The organism is Streptomyces sp. f51, from assembly GCF_037940415.1.
In the GTDB taxonomy this organism is placed as follows: domain Bacteria; phylum Actinomycetota; class Actinomycetes; order Streptomycetales; family Streptomycetaceae; genus Streptomyces.
Window position 1 is genome coordinate 3,223,094 of sequence record NZ_CP149798.1, and the last position, 26,664, is coordinate 3,249,757.

Genomic DNA, 26,664 nt, shown 5'->3' on the forward strand with positions numbered 1-26,664 from the left:
GCGGCTCAGCCGAGCGTCTCCTCCACGATCGCGCCCCACTGCGCCACGACCCGCTCGCGGCGCGCGGTGTCGTCGGTGAGCAGGTTCGCGAGGCCGAGGCCGCGCGCCATGTCGAGCAGGCCCTGCACGGTCTCGCGCACCCCGGGCCGGGATTCGTCCGCGCCCAGGAGGTCCACCGCGATCCGGTGGCTCTCGCGCCCCACCCGGCCTTCGAGCTCAGTGACCCGCGCGCGGAGCTGGTCCTCGTTCGAGGCCGCGACCCACAGATGCAGGGCGGCACGGAACAGCGGTCCGGTGTAGAGCGTGACGAGCGCGGCGACGACGGCACGCCGGTCCGCGGGCCCGTCGGGGAAGAGGTCCCGCAGGGCGGTGGAACGTTCCTCGGCGACGTACTCGACGGCCGCCGTGAAGAGGTCCTCGCGGGTGGGGAAGTGGTGCTGGGCGGCGCCCCGGGACACCCCGGCGCGCTCGGCGACGACGGAGACCGTGGAGCCCGCCCAGCCGTGTTCGGCGAGGCAGGCCACGGCGGCGGCCAGGAGCCGCTGCCGGGTGGCCCGGCTGCGGTCCTGTTTGGGGACGTGCGGAGTACGTGCCGCGTGTTCCGTCGCGCTCACACCACCCATGCGGGATCCCGTCGTTCGAGGAAGGCCGTCATCCCCTCGCGGGCCTGCGGCGAGGAGAACAGCCGGGCCGAGAGCGCGGTCAGGTCCGCCGCGTCGCGGTCGAAGGTCTCCAGCACCTTAGCCGTGAGCAGCGCCTTCGTCTCGGCGAGGGCTTCGGGGGCCGACCGGCGCAGCCCGTCGAGCACGGGTGCCAGTACGGCGTCCACGTCGTCCCCGGCCGCCGTGAGGAGCCCGGTGCGCACGGCCTCGGCGGCGTCGAAGCGCTCGCCGGTGAGGTAGTAGCGGGCCAGGGCGCGCGGGTCGGTGCGCGGCAGCAGCGGCAGGGAGATGACGGCGGGGGCGACCCCGATCCGTACCTCGGTGAAGGCGAAGCTCGCCGCCGGGCCCGCCGCCGCGATGTCGCAGGCCCCGAGCAGCCCGAGGCCGCCGGCCCTGACGTGTCCCTCCACGCGGGCCACGACGGGCCTGGGCAGCTCGACGATCCGGCGCAGCAGACCGACGAAGGCCTCCGGTGGCGGCGGGTCGCGCAGGTCGGCGCCCGCGCAGAAGGTGTTCCCTGTATGGGTCAGGACGACGGCGCGTACGTCGCCGTCCTTGCCGCAGCGGGTCAGGGCGTCGGCGAGCTCGCCCACGAGGACGGCCGACAGGGCGTTGCGGGTGGCGGGCGAGTCCAGGGTGAGCGTGGTGACGCCCCGCTCGTGTTCGGTGCGGACGACGGTCATGAAAGGCCTCGCAGTTCGCGGCGCAGGATCTTCCCGGAGACAGCCCTCGGGACGGCGTCGATGAAGGTGACCAGACGGACCCGCTTGTACGGGGCGACGCGCTCGGCGACGTACAGCATGACCTCGTTGGCGGAGAGGTCGGCGGCCGAGGGCTGGCGCACCACGAAGGCGTGCGGGACCTCGTTGTTGTCCTCGTTGTAGGCGCCGATGACGGCGGCGTCGGCGATGCCGGGGTGGGTGAGCAGCAGTGCCTCCAGTTCGGCGGGGGCGACCTGGAAGCCCTTGTACTTGATGAGCTCCTTGACCCTGTCCACGACGAACAGCCAGCCGTCGGCGTCCACATGGCCCACGTCCCCGGTGTGCAGCCAGCCGTCCGGGTCGATCATCGCGGCGGTCGCGTCGGGGCGGCCGAGATAGCCCTTCATGACCTGGGGTCCCCTGACGACGATCTCGCCGGGCTCTCCGACGCCGACGTCCTTGTCCGGGTCGTCGAGCGAGACGATGCGCATCTCGGTGCCCGCGACGAGCTTGCCGACCGTGCCCGGGGGCGGGTTCTCGGCGTCCAGCGGGACCACGTGCGTGCCGGGCGACAGTTCGGTCATGCCGTAGGCCTGGCCCACCGGCGGCAGCCCCAGCCGGGCCGAACAGGCGGCGGCGAGCGCGGCGTCCAGGGGCGCGGCCGAGCAGAGGATGTACTTCAGGGACGACAGGTCGTACTCCGCGACGGCGGGGTGCTTGGCGAGGGCCAGGACGATCGGCGGCGCCACGTACAGGCCGGTGATGCGGTGCTTCTGGATGGCGGCGAGGAAGGTGTCGAGGTCGAAGCGGGGCAGCACGACCACGGTGGCGCCCTGCCGCAGCGGCGCGTTCATCAGGGCGGTGAGTCCGTAGATGTGGAAGAACGGCAGCACGGCGAGGATGCGGTCGTCCGTGTCCATCGGCATGGCCGGCGAGAGCTGGGCGAGGTTGGTTGCTATGGAACGGTGGGTGAGCATCACGCCCTTGGGGACGCCGGTGGTGCCCGAGGAGTACGGGAGCGCCGCCACGTCCTCGACGGGGTCGATGTCCACCTGCGGTTCGGGCGCGGTGCTGCCCAGCAGGTCGAGCATGGACCGGTGGCCCTCCGCCTGGTCGCAGACGAAGATCTCCCGTACGCCGCCCGCGAGTTCGGCGGCCCGGCGGGCCGTCTCCAGCAGCGGCGAGACGGTCACGATCCAGCGGGCCGAGGAGTCCCGCAACTGCTTGGCGAACTCCTCGGCCGTGGCGAGCGGGTGCACGGTCGTGACCGACGCCCCCGCCCGGGTGGCGCCGTAGAACACCACCGGGAACGCGATGGTGTTGGGGCTGTGCAGGGCCAGCACGTCGCCCTTGCGCAGTCCCGACTCGGCGAACGCGGCGGCGAGCCGCCGGTGGTACTGGTCGACCTGTGCGTAGGTGAGCGTGGTGCCGTCGACGCCGTCGACGAGCGCGGGCGTCTCGCCGCGCTCGGCGGCACGGCCGAGGACGGCCTCGTGGATGGGTTCCTCGACGGCCGGTACATCTGCGTACTCGCTGCGGAACACGGTTCCTCCTAGAGCGCTCAGTACGACTTGGGCAGGCCCAGGGTCTGGTGGGAGACGTAGTTGAGAATCATCTCCCTGCTGACCGGCGCGATGCGAGACACGCGCGCCGCCGTGATCAGGGAGGCGAGGCCGAACTCCCGGGTGAGGCCGTTGCCCCCGAGGGTGTGCACCGCCTGGTCCACGGCCCGTACGCAGGCCTCCCCGGCCGCGTACTTGGCCATGTTGGCGGCCTCCCCGGCCCCGATGTCGTCGCCGATGTCGTACAGGTACGCGGCCTTCTGCATCATCAGCCGGGCCAGTTCGAGCTCGATGTGGGCCTGCGCGAGGGGGTGGGCGATGGCCTGGTGGGCGCCGATCGGCGCCTTCCAGACGGTGCGCTCGCGCGCGTACTCGACGGCCCTGGCGAGCGCGAAGCGGCCCATGCCGATCGCGAACGCGGCCGTCATCACCCGCTCCGGGTTGAGCCCGGCGAACAGCTGGAGCAGCCCCGCGTCCTCGTCGCCCACCAGGGCGTCGGCCGGGAGCCGCACCTCGTCCAGGGTGAGCTCGAACTGCTTCTCCGCGCTGGCCAGTTCCATGTCGATCTGCCGCCGCCCGAAGCCCTCGGCGTCATGCGGGACGATGAACAGGCAGGGCTTGAGGCTGCCGGTGCGCGCGTCCTCGGTACGGCCCACGATCAGCGTCGCGTCGGCGATGTCGACGCCGGAGATGAACACCTTGCGGCCGTTCAGGACCCAGTCGGTGCCGTCGCGGCGGGCGGTGGTGGTGATGCGGTGCGAGTTGGATCCGGCGTCGGGCTCGGTGATGCCGAACGCCATCGTGCGGGTGCCGTCCGACAGTCCCGGCAGCCACGCCCGCTTCTGCTCCTCGGTGCCGAAACGGGCGATGACCGTGCCGCAGATGGCGGGCGAGACGACGAGCATCAGCAACGGACAGCCGGCCGCGCCCAACTCCTCGAGGACGATCGAGAGTTCGGCGATGCCGCCGCCTCCGCCGCCGTACTCCTCGGGGAGGTTCACGCCGAGATAGCCGAGCTTGCCCGCCTCGGCCCACAGCTCGTCGGGGTGACCGCCCTCGGCGACGGCCTTGGTGAGGTACGCGCGGCCGTAGCGCTTGCCGAGGGCGGCGACCGCGGAACGGAGCGCCTTGTGTTCGTCGGTCTCGGTGACAGGGCTCATGAGGGCTCCTCGGTACGGAGGTAAGGAAGGTGCGGGAGTACGAGGGGTGCGAGAAGTACGAGCGGTGCGTGAGGCGTGAGGAGTCGGCGAGGTACGAGAAGTGCGCGAGGTGCCCCGCGCCGGTTCACCCGGCGGCGTCCGCCGGGGCCTCCCCGGGCGGCGGCTCCTCCGTCACGACGGCCAGCAGCGCGCCCACCTCCACCTGCTGTCCGAGGACGGCGTGCAGAGCGGTGAGCGTGCCCGCCGTCGGCGCCGAGATCCTGTGCTCCATCTTCATCGCCTCCAGCCACAGCAGCGGCTCCCCGGCCCGCACGACGGCGCCCTCGGCCAGCCCCTCGGCCACCCGGACCACGGTGCCGGGCATCGGAGCGAGCAGCGAGCCGGGGGCCCGGTCCGCGGACGGGTCGGGGAAGCGGGACAGCTCGGTCAGCGCGGTCGCGTTCACGAAGATCCGGCCGTCGTCGTACCGCGCGACCTCGAACGTCCGCCGCACGCCCGCCACTTCGAGGACGACACGGCCCGCGTCGACGTGCAGCACGCGCACCCCGTCGGCCGCGAACCCCTCCCGTGTGTGCCGGTAGCGGGCCTCGTGCTCGGTGCCGTGCGCGCGGTAGCGCTTGACCTGCGGCTGCGAGGCCAGGTTCCGCCAGCCGCCGAACCGCGAGCGCCCCTGCGCGTCGGCCAGGGCGGCGGCCAGCGGGGCGTGCGGGTCCGGGGAGGGCTCGGTCAGCGCCGCGAGGTGACGGTCGTAGAAGCCCGTGTCCATCCGGGCCCCGGCGAACTCCTCGTGGCGCAGCGACCGTACGAGCAGATCCCGGTTGGTGACCGGGCCGTGGACCGTGGCCCGCTCCAGGGCACCGGCCAGTTTCCGCACCGCCTCCGCGCGGGTGGCGCCGTGCGCGACGACCTTCGCGAGCATCGGGTCGTAGTGGATGCCGACCGTGTCGCCGTCGGCGAAGCCCGTGTCCAGCCGGACGGCGTCCGGGACCGCGATCCGGTGCAGGGTGCCGGTCTGGGGCGCCCAGTTGCCCGCCGGGTCCTCGGCGTACAGCCGGGCCTCGACCGCGTGGCCCCGGGCGGGCGGGGGCTCGCTCTCCAGCCGCTCCCCCTCCGCGACCCGCAGCTGAAGCGCCACCAGGTCGACCCCGAACACCGCCTCCGTCACCGGGTGTTCGACCTGGAGCCGGGTGTTCATCTCCAGGAAGTGCGCGGTGCCGCCGGCGACCAGGAACTCGACCGTGCCGGCGCCGACGTAGTCCACCGCGCGGGCGGCCCGCACGGACAACTCGTAGAGCTTCCGCGTGAGTTCGTCCCCGAGTCCGGGTGCGGGTGCCTCCTCGATCACCTTCTGGTGACGGCGCTGGAGGGAACAGTCCCGGGTGCCCAGCGGCCAGACCGTGCCGTGCGCGTCGGCCAGGATCTGCACCTCGACGTGCCGGCCGCCCTCCACGTACGGCTCGACGAACACCTCGCCGTCGCCGAAGGCGCTCAGCGCCTCCGCCCGGGCCGCCTCCAGCTCGGCGTCCAGGTCGGCCAGTTCGCGCACGATCCGCATCCCGCGGCCGCCGCCGCCCGCGGCGGCCTTGACCAGCACGGGAAGGTCGGCCTCGGTGACCCGCTCCAGCGGTTCGAGCCCCATCAGCTTCTTGGCCCGGGTCTTGGACGCCATCGCCTCGATCGCCTCGGGGGAGGGCCCGACCCAGACGAGACCCGCGTCGGTCACCGCCCGCGCGAAGTCCGCGTTCTCCGACAGGAACCCGTACCCCGGGTGCACGGCGTCCGCGCCCGCCTCCAGCGCGGCCCGCACGATCAGATCACCCCGCAGATACGTCTCGGCGGGCGTCGCACCCGGCAGCCGTACCGCCGCGTCGGCCTCGCGCGTGTGCAGGGCGTTCTCGTCGGCGTCCGAGTACACCGCGACGGTGCGCACCCCGGCCTCGCGGCAGGTGCGGAAGACCCGGCAGGCGATCTCGCCCCGGTTGGCGACCAGCAGACTCGAAATCACGTGATCCCTCACATCCGGAAGACGCCGAAGCCACCGCGCACGCCCTCGAAGGGCGCCGTGTGGATCGCGGACAGGCACAGGCCGAGGACGGTGCGGGTGTCGCGCGGGTCGATGACCCCGTCGTCGTACAGCCGCCCGGACAGGAACATCGGCAGCGACTCGGACTCGATCTGCTGCTCCACCATGGCGCGCAGCGCCGCGTCGGCGTCGTCGTCGTACGGGTGGCCCTTCGCCGCGGCCGACTGGCGGGCGACGATCGACAGGACGCCCGCGAGCTGCTGCGGTCCCATCACGGCCGATTTGGCGCTGGGCCAGGCGAACAGGAACCGCGGGTCGTAGGCGCGCCCGCACATGCCGTAGTGCCCGGCGCCGTAGGAGGCGCCCATGAGCACCGACAGGTGCGGCACCCGCGAGTTGCTCACCGCGTTGATCATCATGGCGCCGTGCTTGATGATGCCGCCCTGCTCGTACTCCTTGCCGACCATGTAGCCGGTGGTGTTGTGCAGGAAGAGCAGCGGGATGTCGCGCTGGTTGGCGAGCTGGATGAACTGGGCGGCCTTCTGCGACTCGGCGCTGAACAGCACGCCCTGCGCGTTGGCGAGGATGCCGACGGGATACCCGTGCAGGCTCGCCCAGCCGGTGGTCAGGCTCGTCCCGTACAGCGGCTTGAACTCGTCGAAGTCCGAGCCGTCGACGATCCGGGCGATCACCTCGCGCGGATCGAAGGGGTGCTTCAGGTCGCCGGGGACGATGCCCAGCAGTTCGTCCTCGTCGTACTTGGGCGGCTCGGCCGGGGCCGGATCGCCGTGCGCCTTGCGGTGGTTGAGCCGGGCGACGACCCGGCGGGCCTGGCGCAGCGCGTCCCGCTCGTCGACGGCGAAGTAGTCCGCGAGGCCCGACACGCGGGCGTGCATCTCCGCGCCGCCCAGCGACTCGTCGTCGCTCTCCTCGCCCGTGGCCATCTTCACCAGCGGCGGCCCGCCGAGGAAGACCTTCGCCTTCTCCTTGACCATGATCACGTGGTCGGACATGCCGGGGACGTACGCGCCTCCGGCGGTGGAGTTGCCGAAGACCACGGCCACCGTGGGGATCCCGGCCGCCGACAGCCGGGTGAGGTCCCGGAAGATCGCGCCCCCGGGGATGAAGATCTCCTTCTGGGAGGGCAGGTCGGCGCCCCCGGACTCGACCAGGCTGATGCAGGGCAGCCGGTTGGCGAGGGCGATGTCGTTGGCCCGGAGCGCCTTCTTCAGGCTCCACGGGTTGCTGGCGCCGCCGCGCACGGTCGGGTCGTTGGCGGTGATCAGGCACTCGACGCCCTCGACCACGCCGATGCCGGTGACCAGGGAGGCGCCGACGGCGTAGTCGCTGCCCCAGGCGGCCAGCGGGGACAGCTCCAGGAACGGGGTGTCCGGGTCGAGGAGCAGCTCGATGCGCTCGCGGGCGAGCAGCTTGCCGCGCCCCCGGTGCCGCTCGACGTACTTCTCGCCGCCGCCCGCGAGGGCCTTGGCGTGCTCGGTGTCCAGGCCGGCGAGCTTGGCGAGCATGGCCTCGCGGTTCGCCCGGTAGTCCTGGCCGCCCACGTCCAGGGCGGACGAAAGGACCGTCATAGGAGGACCTCCGGAATTTCCAGGTGACGGGAGCGGAGCCATTCGCCGAGGGCCTTAGCCTGCGGGTCGAAGCGGGCCTGGGAGGCGACGCCTTCGCCGAGGATTCCCTCGACCGTGAAGTTCACGGCTCGGAGGTGGGGCAGCGGGTGCCGGACGACGGTCAGCCCCCGGCTCTCCGGGATCAGTTCCCGGAAGCGGTCGGCCGTCAGCTCGTGGGCGAGCCAGCGCCACGCCTCGTCGGTGCGGACCCAGACGCCGACGTTGGCGTTGCCGCCCTTGTCGCCGCTGCGGGCGCCCGCGACCAGGCCGAGGGGGGCGCGGCGGGTGGGCCCGGCAGGCAGGGGTTCCGGGAGGGGCGGTACGGGTGCGTCGTCGAGTACGCGGGTGTCCTGGGCCGGGATCACCGAGAGCCGGCTTCCGTCGTGGAGGACGGCCACATGGTCGACGGAGCCCTGGGGGACGTACACATCCTCGAAGACCCCATAAGGCGCGCCCTTCCCCGGTGGGGCCACCACATGGAAGCCGGGGTAGCTGGCGAGGGCCAGCTCGATGGCGGCACCGCTGAGCGCGCGCCCCACGGTGGCCTGGTCGGGGTCGCGGACGACGAGCCGCAGCAGGGCGCTGGCCGTCTCCTCGGTGTCCGCGTCGGGCCGGTCGGTGCGCACCAGCTCCCACCGCGTCTGCGCGGGCGGCGACTTGGCGAGCGCGTCCTCCATCTGCTCGCGCACCAGCGCGGCCTTGGCCTCGACGCCGAGTCCGGTCAGGACGAAGGTGACCTCGTTGCGGAAGCCGCCGAGCTTGTTCAGGCCGACCTTGAGCGTGGGGGGCGGGGCCTCGCCGCGCACGCCCTCGATCCGCACCCGGTCGGGTCCGTCCTGGCTCAGCCGTACGGTGTCGAGGCGGGCGGTGACGTCGGGCCCCGCGTACCGGGCGCCCCCGGTCTCGTACAGCAGCTGGGCGGTGACCGTCCCGACGTCGACGAACCCGCCGGTGCCGGGGTGCTTGGTGACGACGCAGCTTCCGTCCTCGTGGATCTCCGCGAGCGGGAAGCCGGGCCGGCGGATGTCGCCCTCGCCGAAGAAGGAGTAGTTGCCGCCGGTGGCCTGGGTGCCGCACTCCAGCACGTGTCCGGCGACGACGGCTCCCGCGAGCCGGTCGAGGTCGGTGGGCCGCCAGCCGAAGTGGGCGGCGGCGGGCCCGGTGACCAGGGCCGCGTCGGTCACCCGGCCGGTGACCACGATGTCCGCGCCCGCCGACAGGCACTCGGCGATGCCGAAGCCGCCGAGGTAGGCGTGGGCGGCGAGGCTGCCCGGGTGGGAGGAGGTGAGGTCGTCGCCCTCGACGTGGGCGACGCGCACCGGGATGCCGAGCCGTCCGGCCAGGGTCCGCACCGCGTCCGCGAGCCCGGCCGGGTTGAGGCCGCCGGCGTTCGTCACGATCTTCACGGACCGCTCGTGCGCGAGGCCCAGGCAGTCCTCCAGCTGGCGCAGGAAGGTGCGCGCGTATCCGGCGGCGGGGTCCTTCAGCCGGTCCCGGCCGAGGATCAGCATGGTCAGTTCGGCGAGGTAGTCGCCGGTGAGGACGTCCAGTTCGCCGCCGGTGAGCATCTCGCGCATCGCGTCGAAGCGGTCGCCGTAGAAGCCGGAGGCGTTGCCGATGCGCAGCGTCACTCCGCCGCCCCCTTCGGCGGGCGTCCGTCGCCCGCCGGGCCCGCGAAGGCCTGGGCGATGCCGAGCCAGCGCTCGGCGTCCGGCCCCTCGGCGGTCACGGCGACGTCGGCGCGGTTCGCCCGCTGGGTGACCAGCAGACAGAAGTCGAGGGCGGGGCCGGTGACCCGCTGGGGGGCGTCCTCGGGGCCGTAGGTCCACAGGTCGCCGGAGGGGGCGGCGATCTCCACCCGGAACTCCTCGGCGGGCGCGGCGAGACCGTGCGCGCCGAAGGCGAAGTCCCGGGTGCGCACACCGATGCGGACCACATGCCTGAGGCGGTCTGTAGGGGTCCGGACCACACCTAGGGCGTCGGCGATGTCCTGGCCGTGGGCCCAGGTCTCCATGAGTCGGCCGGTGGCCATGGAGGCACCCGACATGGGTGGGCCGTACCAGGGGAAGCGGGTGCCGGGCACGGACGCGCGCAGGGCGCGGTCCAGCGCCGCGCGCCCGGTGCGCCATCGCTCCAGCAGCTCGGCGGACGGAAGCCGGGCTCCCTCGTCGGCGCCGTCGTCCACGAACGTCCCGGGTGCCGCGAGGGCCTTCTCCACGAGGCCGTGGAAGGCGCGGGCGTCCGTGACGGACAGGAGGGCGGAGTGGTCGGTCCAGGCGAGGTGGGCGATCTGATGGGCGACGGTCCAGTGGGGCGCGGGCGTGGGGAGCGCCCACTGGTGCGGGCTCGACTCGGCCACGAGCCGGTCGAGTTCTTCGCTTTCGTCACGCAGATCGTCGAACACGGGCGTCGGATCGGACATGGGGGGAGCATGTCAGCGGCCTCAGAAACAATCAAGCGTGCTTGCATCAATTTCTTCCCATGGTGGTCCAGGGGAAAGAAAAGCGTCCCCGGACACGCCGTGGGGAGTGTCGGGGGACGCCATGGGGAGGTTGGCCTCGCGATGTGCCGCGGGGACCGTCAGGGTGCGTCGACCGGTGGGATCGTCGCCCTGCCCCGGCCCACCTGGGTCCGGACCGCGCCGATGCTCGCGCCGATGACCAGGGCGATCGCGGCCGCCTGGGTGGCGGACAGGGACTGGTCGAGGATGAGGAAGCCCGCGGTCGCGGCGATGGCCGGCTCCAGGCTCATCAGGACCGCGAAGGTGGAGGCGGGCAGCCGGCGCAGGGCGAGGAGTTCGAGGGTGTACGGGAGGACCGAGGAGAGGACCGCGACCGCCGAGCCCAGGGCCACCGTGGTCGGGTGCAGCAGCCGGCCGCCGGACTCGGCGATCCCCAGCGGCAGGAACAGCAGCGCGGCCACCGCCATGGCCAGCGCCAGTCCGTCGGCCTGCGGGAAGCGGCGGCCCGTGCGGGCGCTGAAGACGATGTACGCCGCCCACATCGCGCCCGCCCCGAGCGCGAAGGCCGCGCCCACCGGGTCCAGGTCGCCGAACCCTCCGCCGCCCAGCAGGAAGACCCCGCACAGGGCCAGGCCCGCCCAGACCGCGTTGACCGCGCGCCGGGACGCCAGCACCGACAGGGCGAGGGGGCCGAGCACCTCAAGGGTGACGGCGGCGCCGAGGGGGATGCGGGCGACCGACTCGTAGAAGAGGCCGTTCATCGCGCCCATGGCGATGCCGAAGACGGCGACCGTCCCCCAGTCGGCGCGCGAGTGGCCGCGCAGCCGGGGGCGGCAGACCACGAGCAGGATCACCGCCGCGGCGAGCAGGCGCAGGGTCACCACCCCGAGCGCGCCGGCCCTCGGCATGAGGGTCACCGCGAGGGCGCCGCCGAACTGGACCGAGATGCCCCCGGCCAGCACCAGCCCGACGGGCCCGAGGGAGCCGAGACGGCCGGGCGCGCCGCCCGCGGGCACGGGGACGTGATCCGTCCCGGCTGCGGACGACGAGGTGGTGGTGGCGCTGGGGGTGCTCACGGGCGGTCCTGGGGGCTGGCTCAGTCGGGTGTGCATCACGATGTACTGCCGAGTCCAGGGTAAGAGACTTCGTCAGGAGTGTGAACCGCTTATGTAGCTGTCCTGGATGCTGAGACCCCGAGGAGCCCGTTCCGGGTCAGCGCCGTGCCATGTAGACGTCGAGCGCCTTGTGCAGCACCCGGTTGATGGGGAAGTCCCACTCGCCGAGGTACTCCGCGGCCTCGCCGCCCGCGCCCGCCTTGAAGCGCAGCAGGCCGACGAGGTGGTCGCTCTCGTCCAGGGTGTCGGTGATCCCGCGGAAGTCGTAGACGGCGGCGCCCAGCGCGTGGGCGTCGGTCATCATGCGCCACTGGATGGCGTTGTTGGGCTGGACCTCGCGCTTGCGGCCGGTGGAGGCGCCGTAGGAGTACCAGACGTGGGTGCCGACGGTCAGCATGGTGGCCGCCGCGAGGACGTCCCCGTCGTGGCGGGCGAGGTACAGCCGCATGCGGTCGGGGTCCTCGGCGGTCAGCGAGGTCCACATCCGCTGGAAGTAGGACAGCGGGCGCGGGATGAACCGGTCGCGTTCCGCCGTCTCCGCGTACAGCTCGTGGAAGGCGGGCAGATCGTCGTAGCCACCCCTGACCACCTCGACGCCGGCCTTCTCGGCCTTCTTGATGTTGCGCCGCCACTGCTGGTTGAGCCCCTTGTGGATCTCCTCCAGGGAGCGTCCGGCGAAGGGGACCTGGAAGACGTAGCGCGGCTGCCCCGCCGCGAAGCCGTCCTCGCCGCCCGGCTCGGTCCGCTTCCAGCCCATCGCCCGCAGCCGCTCGGCGATCTCGGCGGCACCCGGTTCGTGCGAGGTCGCCGTCACCTCGCCCAGGCGCCGCGCCGCCGGATCGGCGATGGCCGTCTTGAGCGTGTCCGCGCTCCAGCGGCGCGTGACCACGGGCGGACCCATCTTCACGGTGAACGCGCCGCGCGACTTCAGATGCGCGACCATCGGCCGCAGCCAGCGTTCGGCGAGGTCCGGGGCGTGCCAGTCGATGACGGGACCCTCGGGCAGGTACGCGAGGTACCGCTTGAGCTTCGGCAGCGGGCGCAGCAGGACGAGACCGGCCCCCTGGAGCCGGCCGTCCGCGTCGAACCAGCCGAGGCTCTCCGCACGCCAGTCCGGCTTCACGTCGCCCCAGGACGGCACCTGCATATGGCTGGCCGAGGGCCGCGAGCGGACGAACGCGAGGTGTTCGTCGCGAGTGATCGCCTTCAGGCGGAGAGTCATGCGTGTCGCTCCTCGGAGTCCTTCGGCCGGTGGGATGTCAGCGTACGTACGCGGTTCACGCGGATCCGTCCTTCCGGGCCCGGTCGTCCAGCGCCTCGGCCAGCACCTCCGCCAGGTGGCGGCCCCGGCGGTCCGACAACTGGGCCAGCTGAGTGCGGCAGGAGTAGCCGTCGGCGAGGATCACCGCGTCGGCGCCGGCCGCCCGGACGGCCGGGAGCAGCCGCTCCTCCGCGCAGGCCCGGGACACCTCCTCGTGGCCCTTCTCGAAGCCGAAGTTGCCCGCGAGCCCGCAGCAGCCGCCGGCGAGGGTGCCGGTCAGGCCCGCCGCGTCGCGCAGCCGTCGTTCGGCGGCGTCGCCGAGGACGGCGTGCTGGTGGCAGTGCGTCTGTCCGGTGGCCGGGCGGTCCAGGCGGGGCGGGGTCCAGTGCGGCGCGTGCCGTTCCAGCGCCTCGGCGAAGGTGGTCACCGCCGCCGCGAGCCGTGCCGCGCGCGGGTCGCCGGGCAGCAGTTCGGGCAGGTCCGTGCGCAGGGCGGCGGCGCAGCTCGGCTCCAGCACGACGACCGGGACGCCGTCCATGGCGAGGTAGGGCTCCATGAGGTCGAGGGTGCGGCGCAGGACGGCGCGGGCGCGGTCGAGCTGGCCGGTCGAGACGTAGGTGAGTCCGCAGCAGACGCGGTGGCGGGGGCGCGGGAGCAGGGTGCCGGGGCGCAGTGGTCCGCGGGTGACGCCGTCGCCGACGGGCCCGTGCCGCCACGGTGTCCTCGGGGGCAGCAGCACGGCCAGTCCGGCGGCCTCCAGGACCCGTACGGCGGCCCGGCCGACGGAGGGCTCCAGATGCTCGGTGAAGGTGTCGGGCCACAGGATGACCGTCCTCCCGCCGAACCCCGGGAACAGCCCACCGCCGCCCCGCCGCGCCACGCCCTCAGGACCGCCCAGCGGGCCCCGGTTCCGTTCGCGTGCGGAGGCCCGTGCCCGTGAGCGGAACCGGGCCGACCACCACCGGCTGAACGTCTCGGGTGCGAGCCGTGGGATCTCCCGGCCGGGGGCGATGCCGGCGAGGCGCTTGGCGGCGGAGGCCAACGGGCCGACGGAGGCGAGGGAGTTGACGAGACGGGCCGAGCGGGTGCGGGTCACCGCCGCGAGCCAGAACGGGAGCCTGCCCAGGGAGTAGTGGGCGGCGGGACGGCGGCGGCCCGCGTAGTGGTGGTGGAGGAACTCCGCCTTGTACGTGGCCATGTCGACGCCGACCGGGCAGTCGGACCTGCATCCCTTGCACGACAGGCACAGGTCCAGCGCGTCGCGGACCTCCGTCGAGCGCCATCCGTCGGTGACGATCTCACCCGCGAGCATCTCGTGCAGCAGCCTGGCCCGTCCGCGCGTGGAGTGCGCCTCCTCGCCGGTCGCCCGGAAGGAGGGGCACATGACCTCGGCGCCGCCGGACGCCGTCGCCGTACGGCACTTGGCGACGCCCACGCAGCGGCGTACGGCCGCCGAGAAGTCGCCGCCGTCCGCCGGATAGCCGAACTCCACGTCCACCGGGCGCTTCGGCAGCACGGCGAACCGCAGGTTCTCGTCCAGCCGTCGGGGGCGCGCGAGCATGCCGGGGTTGAGCAGCGCGTCCGGGTCCCAGAGGTCCTTCGCCCGTTCGAAGACGCGGACCATCGGGGCGCCGTACATGACCGGCAGCAGTTCCGCGCGTGCCTGCCCGTCGCCGTGCTCGCCGGACAGCGAGCCGCCGTGGGAGACGACGAGGTGGGCGGTCTCCTCCGAGAAGCGCCGGAAGCGGGCGACGCCCGCCGCGGAGACCAGGTCGAAGTCGATCCGGACATGGATGCAGCCGTCCCCGAAGTGCCCGTACGGGGTGCCGCGCAGCCCGTGGTCCGCGAGCAGGGCCCGGAAGTCCCGCAGATAGGCGCCGAGCCGGGCGGGCGGCACCGCGCAGTCCTCCCAGCCGGGCCACGCCTCGGCGCCGAGCCCGCGGCCCGCCCCGGGCGGGGCGTCCTTTCCGGCGTACGGCATCCGGGTCGCCGTTCCGGCCGCGTCCTCCCGCAGCCGCCACAGCGCCCGCTGCTCCGCCGGGTCGGTGACCACCAGGGCGTCCCGCACGTCCGCCGCCCGGACGATCCCGTCCGCGGCGGCGCGTGCCTCGGCCGGTGTCGCGCCGCCCGTCTCCACGAACAGCCAGGCCCCGCCGCGCGGCAGCCCCGCGTCGGCGGGCACGAGGTCGGCGGCCATCCCCTCCACGGTCAGCGGGCCGTACGGCAGCAGACCGGCGGCGGCGTCCGCGGCGGCGCTCTCGTCCGGGTGGGCGAGGACGGCGAGCGCCGTCGCCCCGGGTGCCTCGACCAGGCGCAGGACCGCCTCCGTGAGCAGGCCCCAGGTGCCCTCGGAGCCGCAGAACGCGCGGGCCGTGTCCGCGCCCCGCTCGGGCAGGAGCGCGTCCAGGGCGTAGCCGGAGATCCGCCGCGGGAGGTCGGGGAAGCCGGTGCGCAGCAGCGCCAACTCGCCCTCGACCAGGGCCTTCAGACCGTCCGGGGCGCCCCGCCAGTCGCGGCCGAGGCGGCGCGTCTCCCCGCCGGCGCCGACGACCGTGAGCTCGCGCACGCTGTCCGCCGTGGTGCCCCAGGCCACCGAGTGGGAGCCGCAGGAGTTGTTGCCGATCATCCCGCCGAGGGTGCAGCGGCTGTGCGTGGAGGGGTCGGGTCCGAAGCGCAGGCCGTGGGGGGCGGCGGCCTCCTGGAGGCGGTCGAGTACGGCACCGGGCTGGACGACGGCCGTGCGGGTGTCCGGGTCCAGCGCGAGAATCCGGTTCATGTGGCGGGTGAAGTCCAGGACGACGCCGGTGCCCGTGGCCTGTCCGGCGATCGAGGTGCCGCCGCCCCGCGCCACGACCGGCACGCCGTGCGCACGGCACACGGCGAGCGTCGCGGCCACGTCGTCGGCGTCCCGCGGGGCCACCGTACCGAGCGGTACGCGCCGGTAGTTGGAGGCGTCCATGGTGGTCAGCGCCCGTGCCGTCGCGTCGAAGGAGACCTCGCCGCGCACGGCCCGCGCCAGCTCGGACCGCAGTCGTCCGGCGAGCCCCTCGTCCGTGTGCCCTGCCGGCCGTCCGCCCAGATCCGTCATGTCTCCAGGATGCCGCCGGGCGCCGCTCACGGCCCCGCGGACGTGCACCCGAAAGGCCCCGATATGCCGGGGCGATCATGAAACCGCTTTTCGAAGCCTCCCAATCGGATCGCGAACTCTCATATAGTGACGGCGAGTTGAGCATCATGTGTCGCTTCTCGCCCAGGACCGACCGAGGACACGACCGAGGACACGTTCTTCCCCCCCAGGAACACGACCGAGGACCGATTGATGACCCCGCCCTCCGGCGAACGACCCCGCCCGCGCGCCACGGCCAAGGCCGCGCTCGCCTCCGCCGTCCCGGCCGCCGCCGCGGTGGTGGCCGCCGTGCTGCTGGCCCCCGAACCCGCCCGCGTGCCCCTCGCCTGGGGCACCGGCGCCGCCGCGCTGCTGCTGTGCGTCGCCGTCACGGTGGCCGCCCACGCCGTACAGGCCGGACGGCTCGCCCTCGCACGCCTCGACTCCGTGACCAAGGACGTCGGCCGGCTCGTCCAGGAACGCGCCCGGCAGGCCGAGGAGTTCGGCCGGGAACGGGCCCGGCTCGTCGACGAGGCCGCCCGTGAGCGCGCCCGCCTGACCGAGGCCGCCGCCCAGGAACGGATCCGGCTGACCGACACGGCCGCCCGCGAACACGCCCGTCTCACCGAGGAGTTCGCCGAGGAGCGCGAACTGCTCACGGGCGACCGCGCCCGGCTCACCGAGCGCAACACCGAACTCTCCGAGCGGGCCCGGCGGGCCGTCGCCGACCGTGCCGCCGCGATCTCGGCGACCGCGAACGCGGCCGCCCGGATGCAGGCGCTGTCCACCGGCATGCTGGCCGACCTGCGGGCCATGGAGGAACGGCACTCCGACGAGGACGTCCTCACCGACCTCCTCCACCTCGACCACCGCACCGCGCAGGCGGGCCGCCTCGCCGACTCCGTCGCCGTGCTGACCGGCGCACGCTCGGGCCGCCGCTGGGCCCGCCCGATCGTCATGGAGTCCATCCTGCGCGGCGCCATGGGCCGCATCGGCGGCTACCAGCGCGTGCGGGTCCACTCCGCCAGCGAGGCCGCCGTCGCCGGACACGCCGCCGAGGGCGTCATGCACGCGCTCGCCGAACTCCTCGACAACGCAGCCAACTTCTCGCCGCCCACCGCCGAAGTGCACGTGTACGTCGAAGAGGTCCCCGCGGGTGTCATCGTCTCCGTCGAGGACAGCGGCCTGGTCATGGGCGACGTGCAGCTTCGCCGCGCCGAGCGCGCCGTCACGGGCGTCGTCGGACCCCGGTCCGGACTCGGCGGCCTCACCGGCACCCGTCTCGGCCTCTCGGTCGTCGGCCGCCTGGCCCGCAAGCACGGCCTGAAGGTGTCCTTCCGGCCCTCCGCCCGCGGCGGCACCGGCGTCCTCGTGCTGATCCCGCAGGACATCCTCACCCAGCCGAACCTTCCCTACCCCGCGGCCCCGCTCGCGGCCGGACCCGAGCCCGTACCGTCGGCCCCGACCGCCGTCGACGGCCACACGTCCGCGCCGAGGTCCCCCGACGGCGCGGAACAGCCGGAGCCCGGGCGGTCGCCGGAAGCGCACGAGTCCCCCGCGTCCCGGGAATCCGCGGCGCCCCACGCGTCCCCCGTGTCGTACGCCGCCGCCCGCGCGGGCGGCGACCTCGACCCGGATCCCGTGCCGACCCACGACTCCCCCCGGCACGAGCAGGGCCCCGCCTCCACCGGCGGCCTCCCCAAGCGCCGCCGCGGACGCACCCTCGCCCACGCCGAGCGCAGCCGCTCGCACACCGCGCCCCCGGCCGCCGCCGAACCCCGTACCGGCGAGGACCCCAAGAACCGGTCGGCCGCCCGCTTCGGCACCTTCCGTCAGGCGGTGCGCGGCAGCGCGCCCGGCGCCCCCGAAGCCGCGGCCGCCGACGCTCCCCCACCGTCCCAAGCCCCGGCACGGCCCGAGGACGACCCCTCCGCATCCACCAGTTCCCCCACCCCCACCGCGCACGCGTTCCCGGAAGGCGACACCACCCCATGACCGGCACCCTGACCGCCGACGAGAAGCTCACCTGGCTCATCGAGGGCCTCCTTGAGCGCACCCCGGGAGCACGGCACGCGCTCGTGCTCTCCCGCGACGGACTGAAGCTGTGCCGCACTCCCGAGCTGTCGGTCGACCAGGCCGACCAGCTCGCCGCCATCGCCGCGGGCATCCAGTCGCTGTCCCACGGCGCCTCCGTGGAGTTCGGCGACGGCAGCGGAGGCGTGCGCTCGGCGATGGCCGAGTTCTACGGAGGGGTGCTGTTCATCGTGGAGGCCGGCGACGGAGCGCACCTCGCCGTCGTCACCGCCGAGGACGCCGACGCCGGACTGGTGGGACACAACATGAGCGAACTCGTGGAACAGCTCGGCGAGCACCTGACCGCGCCGCCCCGGTCGTCATGAGCCGTCCTGGCAGGGACGACGCGCCGGACCGCCTCTACACCCTCACCGGAGGGCGCACCCGGTCCGGCCCCGACACCCCCTTCGACCTGGTGACCCTGGTGGTCGCCGAGTGCGATCCGGTGGCGGGCATGCAGTCCGAGCACGCCGCGATCCTGCGGCTGTGCGAACGGCCCACGGCGGTCGTGGAGATCGCGGCGGAGCTGCGACTGCCGGTGTCGATCACCCGCGTCCTGCTCTGCGACCTGCTCTCCACGGGCCGGGTCAGCGCCCGCCACCCGCACACCACTGTTCCTTCCGGTCTTCCCGATCCCGACATCCTGGAGCAGGTGCTCGTTGGACTCCGTAACCTCTGACGCTCGTGCGCCCCTGTCCGCGTCCGCCGACAACGGCCTCAAGATCGTGATCGTGGGCGGCTTCGGTGTCGGCAAGACGACCCTCGTCCGCTCGGTCAGCGAGATACGCCCCCTCAACACCGAGGAGACGATGACGCAGGCCGGCGAGGCCGTCGACGACATCAGCGAGGTCCGCGGCAAGTCCGCGACCACCGTCGCCTTCGACTTCGGACGCATCACCCTGGACACGCACAACATCCTGTACCTCTTCGGCGCGCCCGGGCAGGAGCGGTTCTGGTTCCTGTGGGACCGGCTCTTCTCCGGAACGCTCGGGGCGATCGTCCTGGTCGACACCCGCCGCATCGACGAGTCCTGGTACGCCATCGACCGCCTCGAGCACCACGGCACGCCCTTCATCGTGGCCTGCAACGACTTCGGCGGCCCCCCGCACACCCCCGCCCAGATCCGCGAGGCCCTCGACCTCGACCCGCACGTACCGCTGCTCGACTGCGACGCCCGCTCCCGGGAGTCCAGCAAGCGGGTGCTGATCACGCTGGTCGAGCACATCCAGTCCCTCTCCGCCCGTCACGGCGTCGCAGCCGCGGAAGGCGCCCTTCACTCACCGGAGCCCGCGCTGTGACCCCCGCCTCCGCCCCCGCGCCCGTCCCCCTCGGCGGGCCGCGGTTCCAGACCGAACCCGCCGAGCTGTACCGGGAGATGAGACGCGAGCACGGCTCCGTCGTGCCGGTCGTCCTCGACGGGGACGTCCCGGCCTGGCTCGTGCTCGGCTACCGCGAACTGCACCAAGTGACCGGTGATCCGCAGCTGTTCAGCCGGGACTCCGAACTGTGGAGCCAGTGGGAGCGCATCCCCGACGACTGGCCGCTGCTGCCGATGATCGGCCGCAGACAGCCCTCCATCCTGTACACCGTCGGCGAGCGCCACCGCGAACGCGCCGCGATGATCAGCGACGCCCTCGAAGCCGTCGACCCCTTCGAACTGCGCTCCCACGCCGAGAAGTTCGCCGACGAACTGATCGACGTGATCTGCCCCAAGGGCGAGACGGACCTGATCGGCGACTACGCGGCCCTGCTGCCCGTACGGGTCCTCGCGACGCTCTACGGCTTCGCGGACGAACAGGGTCCCGGCCTGGTGACCGCCCTGAACGACATGATCAACGGGCGCGAGGGAGCGCTGGCCGGACAACAGCATCTCGCCTCCTCCATGGCCCGGTTGATCGCCGACCGCAAGGAGACGCCCGCCGAGGACGTCGTCTCGCGGATGCTCGCGAACACCGCGGGCTTCGACGACATGGAGATCGTCCAGGACCTCATGGTCATGATGGCCGCCGGCCACCAGCCCACCGCCGACTGGATCGGCAACTCGCTGCGCCTGATGCTCACCGACGAACGGTTCGCGGCCTCCCTGTTCGGCGGCCGGCACAGCGTCGCCGAGGCCATGAACGAAGTGCTGTGGGAGGACACCCCCACCCAGAACGTGGCCGGACGCTGGGCCTCCCGCGACACCCAGCTCGGCGGCCGCCGGATCCGCGGCGGCGACCTGCTGCTGCTCGGCCTCCAGGGCGCCAACTCCGACCCCCAGGTCCGCACCGACAGTTCCGCCCTCACCGGCGGCAACAACGCCCACTTCTCCTTCGGCCACGGGGAGCACCGCTGCCCGTTCCCGGCCCAGGAGGTCGCCGAGGTCATCGCGCGGACCGGGATCGAGGTCGTCCTCGACCGGCTGCCGGACATCGATCTGGCGGTACCCGCCGAGTCCCTCACCCGGCGCCCCTCCCCGTGGCTGCGCGGCCTGAGCGAACTGCCCGTGCGCTTCACGCCCGTACCCGTCCTCTGAGACCCCCCATGCACCCGGCCGGCGCACCCCGCCCGGCCGGGGCCCGGGGCTGTCCCCATGCCCCGGGGGAAAACGCTTCACCCCCACCTCAGCCCTTGGAGGCACCCCGCATGAGCACCGGTACCGAAGAGACCCGCATCGTCCTGGACCCCTTCGTCACCGACCTGGACGGCGAGAGCGCCGCGCTGCGCGCCGCGGGACCGCTCGCCGCCGTCGAGCTGCCCGGCGGTGTCCCGGTGTGGGCCGTCACCCGTCACGCCGAGGCGCGCGCCCTGCTCACGGACCCCCGTCTGGTCAAGGACATCAACGTCTGGGGCGCCTGGCAGCGGGGCGAGATCGCCCCCGACTGGCCGCTGATCGGCCTCGCCAACCCCGGGCGCTCCATGCTCACCGTGGACGGCGCCGACCACCGGCGGATGCGCACCCTGGTGGCGCAGGCGCTGACCCCGCGCCGGGTGGAGCAGATGCGCGAGCGGATCTCGAAGATGACGGAGAGTCTGCTCGACAACCTCACCGGTGACGTCGTCGACCTGAAGGCCGACTTCGCCTACCCGCTGCCCATGTACGTCATCGCCGACCTCATGGGCATCGAGGAGTCCCGGCTGCCGCGCCTCAAGGAGCTGTTCGAGAAGTTCTTCTCGACGCAGACCCCGCCCGCCGAGGTCATCGCGACGCTCACCGAGCTCGCCGGGATCATGGCCGAGACGGTGGCGGCCAAGCGGGCCGAGCCGGGCGACGACCTGACCAGCGCGCTCATCCTGGCCTCCGAGGACGGCGACCACCTCACCGACGAGGAGATCGTCTCCACGCTCCAGCTGATGGTCGCGGCCGGCCACGAGACGACCATCTCCCTCATCGTCAACGCGGTCGTCAACCTCTCCGCCCACCCCGACCAGCGCGCCCTCGTCCTGTCGGGCGAGGTGGACTGGTCGGCGGTCGTCGAGGAGACCCTGCGCTTCGCCACCCCGACCTCGCACGTCCTCATCCGCTTCGCCACCGAGGACGTCCCGGTCGGCGACAAGGTGATCCCCGCGGGCGACGCCCTCATCGTGTCGTACGGCGCGATCGGCCGCGACGAGAACGCCCACGGGCCCACCGCCGGCGAGTTCGACGTCAGCCGCACGAGCCCCAACCGGCACATCTCCTTCGGCCACGGGCCCCACGTCTGCCCCGGCGCGGCCCTGTCCCGTCTGGAGGCGGGTGTCGCCCTGCCCGCCCTGTACGAGCGCTTCCCGGCCCTGGACCTCGCCGTCCCGGCACAGGAGCTGCGCAACAAGCCGGTGGTGACGCAGAACGACCTGTTCGAGCTGCCGGTCCGGCTCACCGCCGAGTGAACTGAACCGGCGTGACCGCCGGCCGCCGGAGGGGCACGTCCAGCCCCTCCGGCGGCCGCCGCCGTCAACACGGCCCGTCTCAGCCGACGGACGACGTTTCACCGAGGTTTCCCGGAACGGCTAGGCTCCGGGCGTGGCTGATATCCAGATCCCCGCTGACCTCAAGCCCGCCGACGGACGATTCGGCGCCGGCCCCTCCAAGGTGCGGACGGAGGCACTGGACGCGCTGGCCGCGACCGGCACCTCCCTGCTCGGCACCTCCCACCGCCAGGCCCCGGTCAAGAACCTGGTCGGCAAGGTGCGCGAGGGAGTACGCGAGCTGTTCTCCCTGCCCGACGGGTACGAGGTCGTCCTCGGCAACGGCGGCTCCACCGCGTTCTGGGACGTCGCGACGCACGGCCTGATCGAGAACAAGTCGCAGCACCTCACGTTCGGCGAGTTCTCCTCCAAGTTCGCGAAGGCGGCCAAGCTGGCCCCGTGGCTCGCCGACCCGACCGTGGTCTCCTCCGACCCGGGCACACACCCCGAGCCGGTCGCCGAGGCGGGCGCCGACGTCTACGCCTTCACCCACAACGAGACCTCGACCGGTGTCGCCGCCCCCATCAAGCGGGTCGCGGGCGCCGACGAGGGCGCCCTCGTCCTGGTGGACGCCACCTCGGGCGCCGGCGGCCTGCCCGTCGACATCGCCGAGACCGACGTCTACTACTTCGCCCCGCAGAAGTCCTTCGCCTCCGACGGCGGCCTGTGGATCGGCGTGTTCTCCCCGGCCGCGATCGAGCGCGCCGAGCGGATCCACGCCTCGGGCCGGCACGTACCGGAGTTCTTCTCGCTGCCCACGGCGATCGACAACTCCCGCAAGAACCAGACGTACAACACCCCGGCGCTGGCCACCCTCTTCCTGCTCAACGAGCAGCTGGAGTGGATCAACGGCCAGGGCGGCCTCGCCTGGTCCACGGCCCGTACGAAGGACTCCTCAAGCCGCCTGTACCGCTGGGCCGAGGACAGCAAGTACGCCACCCCGTTCGTGACCGACGCGGCCAAGCGCTCGCAGGTCATCGGCACGATCGACTTCGCCGACGAGATCGACGCCACCGCCGTCGCCAAGGCCCTGCGCGCCAACGGCATCGTCGACACCGAGCCCTACCGCAAGCTCGGCCGCAACCAGCTGCGCGTCGCCATGTTCCCGGCGATCGACCCGGCGGACGTCGAGGCGCTGACGCGCTGCGTCGACTACGTGATCGAGAAGCTGTAACCGTTCCCCGGAACGGGGGCGAGGGGCGTCCGGCGCGTGAGCGTGCCGGACGCCCCTCGCCCTTTCCGCCGCCCCGGGCAGCCGGTCAGCGGCGGCGCAGGCGCCTGAGGCCGAAGACCACGGCGAACAGGGCCGCGACCGCGACGGCCCCGACCTTGACCTGACCGCTCATCCCGCCGCTCCCGCCGCCCGCGGCCGAACCGCCGCCCTTGGACGACGAGTTGGCGCCGGAACCCGCCGCGCCCGGCGCGTCCTCGGGCTGTACGGGGCTGTCGGCGCCCTCACTGCCGTACATGAGCTTCGATCCGTCGGGCGTGTAGGTGATCGACTCGCCCTGGCCCTGGAGGGGCACGTTCAGGCGCTCCTGACGCTTGATCCGCCCGTCGTTCCAGGCGTAGGCGATACCGCCGAAGTAGCCGCGCACGGCGAGCTGACGGCCGTCGGGGGAGAACGCGCCGTCCGTGACCCACAGGTCGATGGGGGCGATGGGCCTGAACACGTTGGTGGTGGTGGCCGAGAGGTGCGCGGGACCTTCGTAGAGGTGGCCGCCGTCCTCGCTCTTGTCGGCGATGTACACGCGCCCCGTCCTGGGATGCACCATCAGCGCCTCCGCGTTGCGGGGGCCGTCCGCGTACTTCACGACGTACTGGGTCGCGCGGATCGTCTGGTCCTTGAGCACCTTCGGCTCGGGGAGCTTGTAGATCCACACGTGGTCCCACTTGCCGCCGAGGTTGTCGCCGATGTCACCGGCGTAGAGGTCGCCGTCGGGGCCGAGGGAGATCGCCTCGACGTCCCGTGGCCTGCCGACCCCGCTCATGGTGATCGTGGCGAGCGTCCGGCCCGTCCTGCTGTCGACGGCGTACAGATAGGGCCCGTCGTCGCTGTCGTTGTGCGTCCAGTAGACGCCCGGGTGGATCCGCGAGGCCGCGAGCCCGCTGGACTCCTTGATCCGGGGGTCCTTGATGGTGAATCCCCCGTCACCTCCGTCGGCGAGCGCGGGCACCGCCAGGGCGAGGACGAGGGCCGCTCCGGCAAGGGCTCCGGCGGCGGCTCCGGACACGAACGAGTGCGATCGGCGCATGACCCCAAGCCTGCCATCCCACCGGGCCGTTCAGAGCGCCGCGGCCCACCGGATCCGCGGGGGCGGGCGTGTCCAGCTTCACACCGCCGCGGCCCGTGGCACCTGGGCCGATCGTCCATGATGATCGGATGCTCAGGTTCATGCCCGTCGGCGACTCCATGACGATCGGTAGCGCGGGCGAACACACATGGCGCTACCGGATGTGGCAGCACCTGCGCGCGACGTACGGGGGCCCGTTCAGGATCGTCGGACCGCGCGAGGCGCTCTACGACCAGGCGACGGGCTCCCCCGACTCGTACGAGTACGCGGACCCGGAGTTCCCCCGCGCCCATCTGGCCGGCTGGGGCGAGGGCTGGCTGCACATGGCACCGCTGATCCGCGAGAGCGTCCGCGCGCAGCGCGCCGACGTCCTGCTGGTCTCGCTCGGGCTCATCGACCTCGGCTTCTACACCAACGCCGTCCAGACCGCGGACAACGTCCGCGTCTTCGTCGAGGAGGCGCGCGCCGCGAACCCGCGCGTCCGGATGGTCCTGCTCCCGGTGATACCGAACGTCCGCGCCCGCGACGACGCCCCCTTCGCCGCCGAGGTGGCCGCCTTCAACGAGCTCCTCGCCAAGACGGCCGCCGACCTCGACGAACCCCGCTCCCCCCTGCTCCTCGCGTCCCCGCCGCCCTCGTACGACATCGACTTCGACACCTACGACGGCACCCACCCGAACGCGACCGGCGAACACAAGATCGCGGAAACCTTCGCTGAGGCGATGCACCAGTCCTGGGACCTGGGCGAGCCGTACTCGGCGGTGTCGGCCTGACGGTCCCGGCGAAGCGGACGGGCGACCCGGCCACCCGTCGGCGCCGTCACCCGCCCCGCTCTTGCCTAGAGCGCACTCCACGCCGTTGGCTGGTGGACCATGAAGTACACACAGCTCGGACGCACGGGGCTCAAGGTCAGCCGGCTCGTCCTCGGCACGATGAACTTCGGGCCGCAGACGAACGAGGCCGACAGCCACGCGATCATGGACGCGGCGCTGGACGCCGGAATCAACTATTTCGACACGGCCAACGTCTACGGCTGGGGCGAGAACAAGGGCCGTACGGAATCGATCATCGGGAACTGGTTCGCCCAGGGCGGCGACCGGCGTGAGCGGACGGTCCTCGCGACCAAGGTGTACGGGAACATGGGCGCCGAGGGCGAGCCGTGGCCCAACCAGGACAAGCTCTCCGCCCTGAACATCCGGCGGGCGGTGGACGCGAGCCTCAAGCGCCTCCAGACCGACTACATCGACATCTACCAGTTCCACCACGTCGACCGGTCGACGCCGTTCGAGGAGATCTGGCAGGCGATCGACGTCCTGGTGCGCCAGGGCAAGATCCTCTACGTGGGGTCGAGCAACTTCCCCGGCTACAAGATCGCCCAGGCCAACGAGATCGCCGCCCGCCGCGGCGGGACCATCGGCCTGGTCAGCGAGCAGTGCCTCTACAACCTCGCCGAGCGCCGCGCGGAGATGGAGGTCATCCCGGCGGCCGAGGAGTACGGGCTCGGTGTCATCCCCTGGTCGCCGCTGCACGGCGGACTGCTGGGCGGTGTGATCAAGAAGGAGGTCGAGGGAGGCCGGCGCGCGAGCGGCCGAGCCGCCGACGCCCTCGCCGACACGGCCCAGCGCGCCCAGATCCAGGCGTACGAGGACCTGCTGGAGAAGAACGGTCTGGAGCCCGGAGAGGCCGCGCTGGCCTGGCTGCTGACCCGTCCCGGCGTCACCGGCCCCATCGTGGGCCCGCGCACCGCGGAACAGCTCGCGTCGGCGCTGCGCGCGGTGGAGCTTGAACTGTCGCAGGACGTCCTGGAAGGGCTCGACGAGATCTTCCCGGGTCCTGGACCGTCCCCCGAGGCCTTCGCCTGGTAGCGGAGCCTTTCCCCGGGGCCGTCCCCGGGGCGTTCGCCCGGTGGCCGGGCGGTCCGGCGGTGGCGGTCGTTACCTGACCGCCGCCGCCATGGCGACGACGAAGAACATCAGCACGAGCACACCGGCCATGATGCGATTGCGGGTCTTGGGGTTCACGCCATCGAGGTTAACCGCCCGCCCGGGCGCTCCCGTCGTCCGCCCCCAGCGGCCAGCTCGCCACCGTTTCGTATCGGGGCTGCTCACGGGGCACTCCCGAGGTCGGCAGGTTGCTGCGGACGAGACACAGCTCACCCACCGTCCAGGGCTCGCCGGCGAACCCGTCCAGCGCGGTGACGTACGGCTTGAGGTCGGCGGAGACGCGGCTGCGGGCCACCGTCAGATGCGGACGGTAGTGACGGTGCTCCTCCATCGTGACGCCCGCCTTGCGGCCCGCCGCCTCCGCGCGGTCCGCCAGCAGCCGCAGGGCCGGAATCTCCCCGGCCGCGCCGACCCACAGGGCGCGGTCGCCGAAGTGGCCGCCGCCGTGCAGGGACATCGGGAACGGGCCGGTGCGACGGGCGGCCCGCCGCAGCCGTTCCGAGAGGTCGGGGACGAGGTCGTCGGCCACCTCTCCGTAGAACGCGAGGGTGAAGTGCCAGCCCGGGCGTCCCGTCCAGCGCAGGGCATCCGCACCGGGCATCCGCTGCAACGCGTCCACTTCCGGGGCGAGTTCACGCACCGCATCGGCGGGGGGCAGTACCGCGGCGAAGATTCTCATGGAGCCCAGCCTTCCAGGGAAGGGGGGCCGGCACACGGGAGTATCGCCGCGAGGCCGGAGGTGGGCGGG

General features: G+C 73.0%; 22 protein-coding genes. 9 read left to right on the forward strand and 13 right to left on the reverse strand.

What is annotated here, in order from left to right:
* Window positions 1-5 precede the first annotated feature (5 nt).
* The 11 genes from WJM95_RS14060 to WJM95_RS14110 all read right to left on the reverse strand — a co-directional run bounded on the left by WJM95_RS14060 (window position 6) and on the right by WJM95_RS14110 (window position 15,661).
* The gene (locus WJM95_RS14060; RefSeq protein ID WP_339130016.1) at window positions 6-623 is read right to left on the reverse strand and encodes a TetR/AcrR family transcriptional regulator; all 618 of its coding nucleotides are present in this window, start codon (window positions 621-623) and stop codon (window positions 6-8) included.
* Window positions 611-1,345 carry an enoyl-CoA hydratase family protein gene (locus tag WJM95_RS14065; protein WP_339130018.1) on the reverse strand — a complete coding sequence of 245 codons (735 nt, stop codon included), beginning with the start codon at window positions 1,343-1,345 and terminating at the stop codon, window positions 611-613. Before WJM95_RS14065 ends, WJM95_RS14060 begins: the two co-directional genes overlap by 13 nt.
* On the reverse strand, window positions 1,342-2,907 hold the full coding sequence (locus tag WJM95_RS14070) for a 4-coumarate--CoA ligase family protein (protein ID WP_339130019.1): 1,566 nt from the start codon (window positions 2,905-2,907) through the stop codon (window positions 1,342-1,344). Before WJM95_RS14070 ends, WJM95_RS14065 begins: the two co-directional genes overlap by 4 nt.
* Before the next feature lie 17 nt (window positions 2,908-2,924).
* Window positions 2,925-4,085: an acyl-CoA dehydrogenase family protein gene (locus tag WJM95_RS14075; protein WP_339130020.1), complete on the reverse strand. Its 1,161-nt coding sequence runs from the start codon at window positions 4,083-4,085 to the stop codon at window positions 2,925-2,927.
* Between the two features lie 124 nt (window positions 4,086-4,209).
* A complete protein-coding gene (locus WJM95_RS14080; protein ID WP_339130021.1) occupies window positions 4,210-6,090 on the reverse strand; it encodes a biotin carboxylase N-terminal domain-containing protein in 1,881 nt (626 codons plus the stop codon).
* Window positions 6,091-6,098: 8 nt separating this feature from the next.
* Window positions 6,099-7,697: a carboxyl transferase domain-containing protein gene (locus tag WJM95_RS14085; protein ID WP_339130022.1), complete on the reverse strand. Its 1,599-nt coding sequence runs from the start codon at window positions 7,695-7,697 to the stop codon at window positions 6,099-6,101.
* Window positions 7,694-9,367 carry an acyclic terpene utilization AtuA family protein gene (locus tag WJM95_RS14090; protein WP_339130023.1) on the reverse strand — a complete coding sequence of 558 codons (1,674 nt, stop codon included), beginning with the start codon at window positions 9,365-9,367 and terminating at the stop codon, window positions 7,694-7,696. Before WJM95_RS14090 ends, WJM95_RS14085 begins: the two co-directional genes overlap by 4 nt.
* Window positions 9,364-10,158, reverse strand: coding sequence for a TIGR03084 family metal-binding protein (locus WJM95_RS14095; RefSeq protein WP_339130024.1), 795 nt, complete (start codon window positions 10,156-10,158; stop codon window positions 9,364-9,366). Before WJM95_RS14095 ends, WJM95_RS14090 begins: the two co-directional genes overlap by 4 nt.
* 158 nt (window positions 10,159-10,316) lie before the next feature.
* Window positions 10,317-11,273: an EamA family transporter gene (locus tag WJM95_RS14100; RefSeq protein ID WP_339130025.1), complete on the reverse strand. Its 957-nt coding sequence runs from the start codon at window positions 11,271-11,273 to the stop codon at window positions 10,317-10,319.
* A 136-nt stretch (window positions 11,274-11,409) separates the two neighbouring features.
* Window positions 11,410-12,534 carry a peptidoglycan bridge formation glycyltransferase FemA/FemB family protein gene (locus tag WJM95_RS14105; protein ID WP_339130026.1) on the reverse strand — a complete coding sequence of 375 codons (1,125 nt, stop codon included), beginning with the start codon at window positions 12,532-12,534 and terminating at the stop codon, window positions 11,410-11,412.
* A 55-nt stretch (window positions 12,535-12,589) separates the two neighbouring features.
* On the reverse strand, window positions 12,590-15,661 hold the full coding sequence (locus WJM95_RS14110) for an FAD-binding and (Fe-S)-binding domain-containing protein (protein WP_339130027.1): 3,072 nt from the start codon (window positions 15,659-15,661) through the stop codon (window positions 12,590-12,592).
* A gap of 231 nt (window positions 15,662-15,892) precedes the next feature.
* Between WJM95_RS14110 and WJM95_RS14115 the strand changes: the two genes are divergently transcribed.
* The 7 genes from WJM95_RS14115 (at window position 15,893) to serC (ending at window position 22,853) form a co-directional block, all read left to right on the forward strand.
* The gene (locus WJM95_RS14115; protein ID WP_339130028.1) at window positions 15,893-17,674 is read left to right on the forward strand and encodes an ATP-binding protein; all 1,782 of its coding nucleotides are present in this window, start codon (window positions 15,893-15,895) and stop codon (window positions 17,672-17,674) included.
* Window positions 17,671-18,078, forward strand: coding sequence for a roadblock/LC7 domain-containing protein (locus WJM95_RS14120; RefSeq protein ID WP_339130030.1), 408 nt, complete (start codon window positions 17,671-17,673; stop codon window positions 18,076-18,078). The genes WJM95_RS14115 and WJM95_RS14120 overlap by 4 nt, the downstream gene beginning before the upstream one ends.
* Window positions 18,075-18,431 carry a DUF742 domain-containing protein gene (locus WJM95_RS14125; protein WP_339130031.1) on the forward strand — a complete coding sequence of 119 codons (357 nt, stop codon included), beginning with the start codon at window positions 18,075-18,077 and terminating at the stop codon, window positions 18,429-18,431. Before WJM95_RS14120 ends, WJM95_RS14125 begins: the two co-directional genes overlap by 4 nt.
* Window positions 18,412-19,050, forward strand: a complete 639-nt coding sequence (locus WJM95_RS14130; protein WP_339130032.1) for an ATP/GTP-binding protein — start codon at window positions 18,412-18,414, stop codon at window positions 19,048-19,050. The genes WJM95_RS14125 and WJM95_RS14130 overlap by 20 nt, the downstream gene beginning before the upstream one ends.
* Window positions 19,047-20,267: a cytochrome P450 gene (locus WJM95_RS14135; RefSeq protein WP_339130033.1), complete on the forward strand. Its 1,221-nt coding sequence runs from the start codon at window positions 19,047-19,049 to the stop codon at window positions 20,265-20,267. Before WJM95_RS14130 ends, WJM95_RS14135 begins: the two co-directional genes overlap by 4 nt.
* A 110-nt stretch (window positions 20,268-20,377) precedes the next feature.
* Window positions 20,378-21,601: a cytochrome P450 gene (locus tag WJM95_RS14140; protein WP_339130034.1), complete on the forward strand. Its 1,224-nt coding sequence runs from the start codon at window positions 20,378-20,380 to the stop codon at window positions 21,599-21,601.
* Between the two features lie 133 nt (window positions 21,602-21,734).
* Entirely contained in the window at window positions 21,735-22,853 is a 1,119-nt protein-coding gene (serC, locus tag WJM95_RS14145; RefSeq protein WP_339130035.1) for a phosphoserine transaminase, read from the forward strand.
* 85 nt (window positions 22,854-22,938) lie between these two features.
* Here serC and WJM95_RS14150 read toward each other — a convergent pair whose 3' ends face one another.
* Window positions 22,939-23,934, reverse strand: a complete 996-nt coding sequence (locus WJM95_RS14150; protein ID WP_339130036.1) for a WD40 repeat domain-containing protein — start codon at window positions 23,932-23,934, stop codon at window positions 22,939-22,941.
* 128 nt (window positions 23,935-24,062) lie between these two features.
* Here WJM95_RS14150 and WJM95_RS14155 point away from each other — a divergent pair, with 128 nt between their 5' ends.
* A complete protein-coding gene (locus WJM95_RS14155) occupies window positions 24,063-24,746 on the forward strand; it encodes an SGNH/GDSL hydrolase family protein (protein ID WP_339130037.1) in 684 nt (227 codons plus the stop codon).
* Between the two features lie 99 nt (window positions 24,747-24,845).
* Window positions 24,846-25,838, forward strand: coding sequence for an aldo/keto reductase (locus tag WJM95_RS14160; protein ID WP_339130038.1), 993 nt, complete (start codon window positions 24,846-24,848; stop codon window positions 25,836-25,838).
* A gap of 166 nt (window positions 25,839-26,004) precedes the next feature.
* Here WJM95_RS14160 and thpR read toward each other — a convergent pair whose 3' ends face one another.
* The gene (gene thpR / locus WJM95_RS14165) at window positions 26,005-26,595 is read right to left on the reverse strand and encodes an RNA 2',3'-cyclic phosphodiesterase (RefSeq protein WP_339130039.1); all 591 of its coding nucleotides are present in this window, start codon (window positions 26,593-26,595) and stop codon (window positions 26,005-26,007) included.
* Between the last annotated feature and the right edge of the window lie 69 nt (window positions 26,596-26,664).

Bases quoted from the DNA above. Each gene is read 5' to 3' on its own strand.
- WJM95_RS14060 (WP_339130016.1), bottom strand. From the start codon at position 623: ATGGGTGGTGTGAGCGCGACGGAACACGCGGCACGTACTCCGCACGTC.
- WJM95_RS14065 (WP_339130018.1), bottom strand. From the start codon at position 1,345: ATGACCGTCGTCCGCACCGAACACGAGCGGGGCGTCACCACGCTCACC.
- WJM95_RS14075 (WP_339130020.1), bottom strand. From the start codon at position 4,085: ATGAGCCCTGTCACCGAGACCGACGAACACAAGGCGCTCCGTTCCGCG.
- WJM95_RS14085 (WP_339130022.1), bottom strand. From the start codon at position 7,697: ATGACGGTCCTTTCGTCCGCCCTGGACGTGGGCGGCCAGGACTACCGG.
- WJM95_RS14095 (WP_339130024.1), bottom strand. From the start codon at position 10,158: ATGTCCGATCCGACGCCCGTGTTCGACGATCTGCGTGACGAAAGCGAA.
- WJM95_RS14105 (WP_339130026.1), bottom strand. From the start codon at position 12,534: ATGACTCTCCGCCTGAAGGCGATCACTCGCGACGAACACCTCGCGTTC.
- WJM95_RS14110 (WP_339130027.1), bottom strand. From the start codon at position 15,661: ATGACGGATCTGGGCGGACGGCCGGCAGGGCACACGGACGAGGGGCTC.
- WJM95_RS14115 (WP_339130028.1), top strand. From the start codon at position 15,893: ATGACCCCGCCCTCCGGCGAACGACCCCGCCCGCGCGCCACGGCCAAG.
- WJM95_RS14120 (WP_339130030.1), top strand. From the start codon at position 17,671: ATGACCGGCACCCTGACCGCCGACGAGAAGCTCACCTGGCTCATCGAG.
- WJM95_RS14125 (WP_339130031.1), top strand. From the start codon at position 18,075: ATGAGCCGTCCTGGCAGGGACGACGCGCCGGACCGCCTCTACACCCTC.
- WJM95_RS14140 (WP_339130034.1), top strand. From the start codon at position 20,378: ATGAGCACCGGTACCGAAGAGACCCGCATCGTCCTGGACCCCTTCGTC.
- WJM95_RS14150 (WP_339130036.1), bottom strand. From the start codon at position 23,934: ATGCGCCGATCGCACTCGTTCGTGTCCGGAGCCGCCGCCGGAGCCCTT.
- WJM95_RS14155 (WP_339130037.1), top strand. From the start codon at position 24,063: ATGCTCAGGTTCATGCCCGTCGGCGACTCCATGACGATCGGTAGCGCG.
- WJM95_RS14160 (WP_339130038.1), top strand. From the start codon at position 24,846: ATGAAGTACACACAGCTCGGACGCACGGGGCTCAAGGTCAGCCGGCTC.
- thpR (WP_339130039.1), bottom strand. From the start codon at position 26,595: ATGAGAATCTTCGCCGCGGTACTGCCCCCCGCCGATGCGGTGCGTGAA.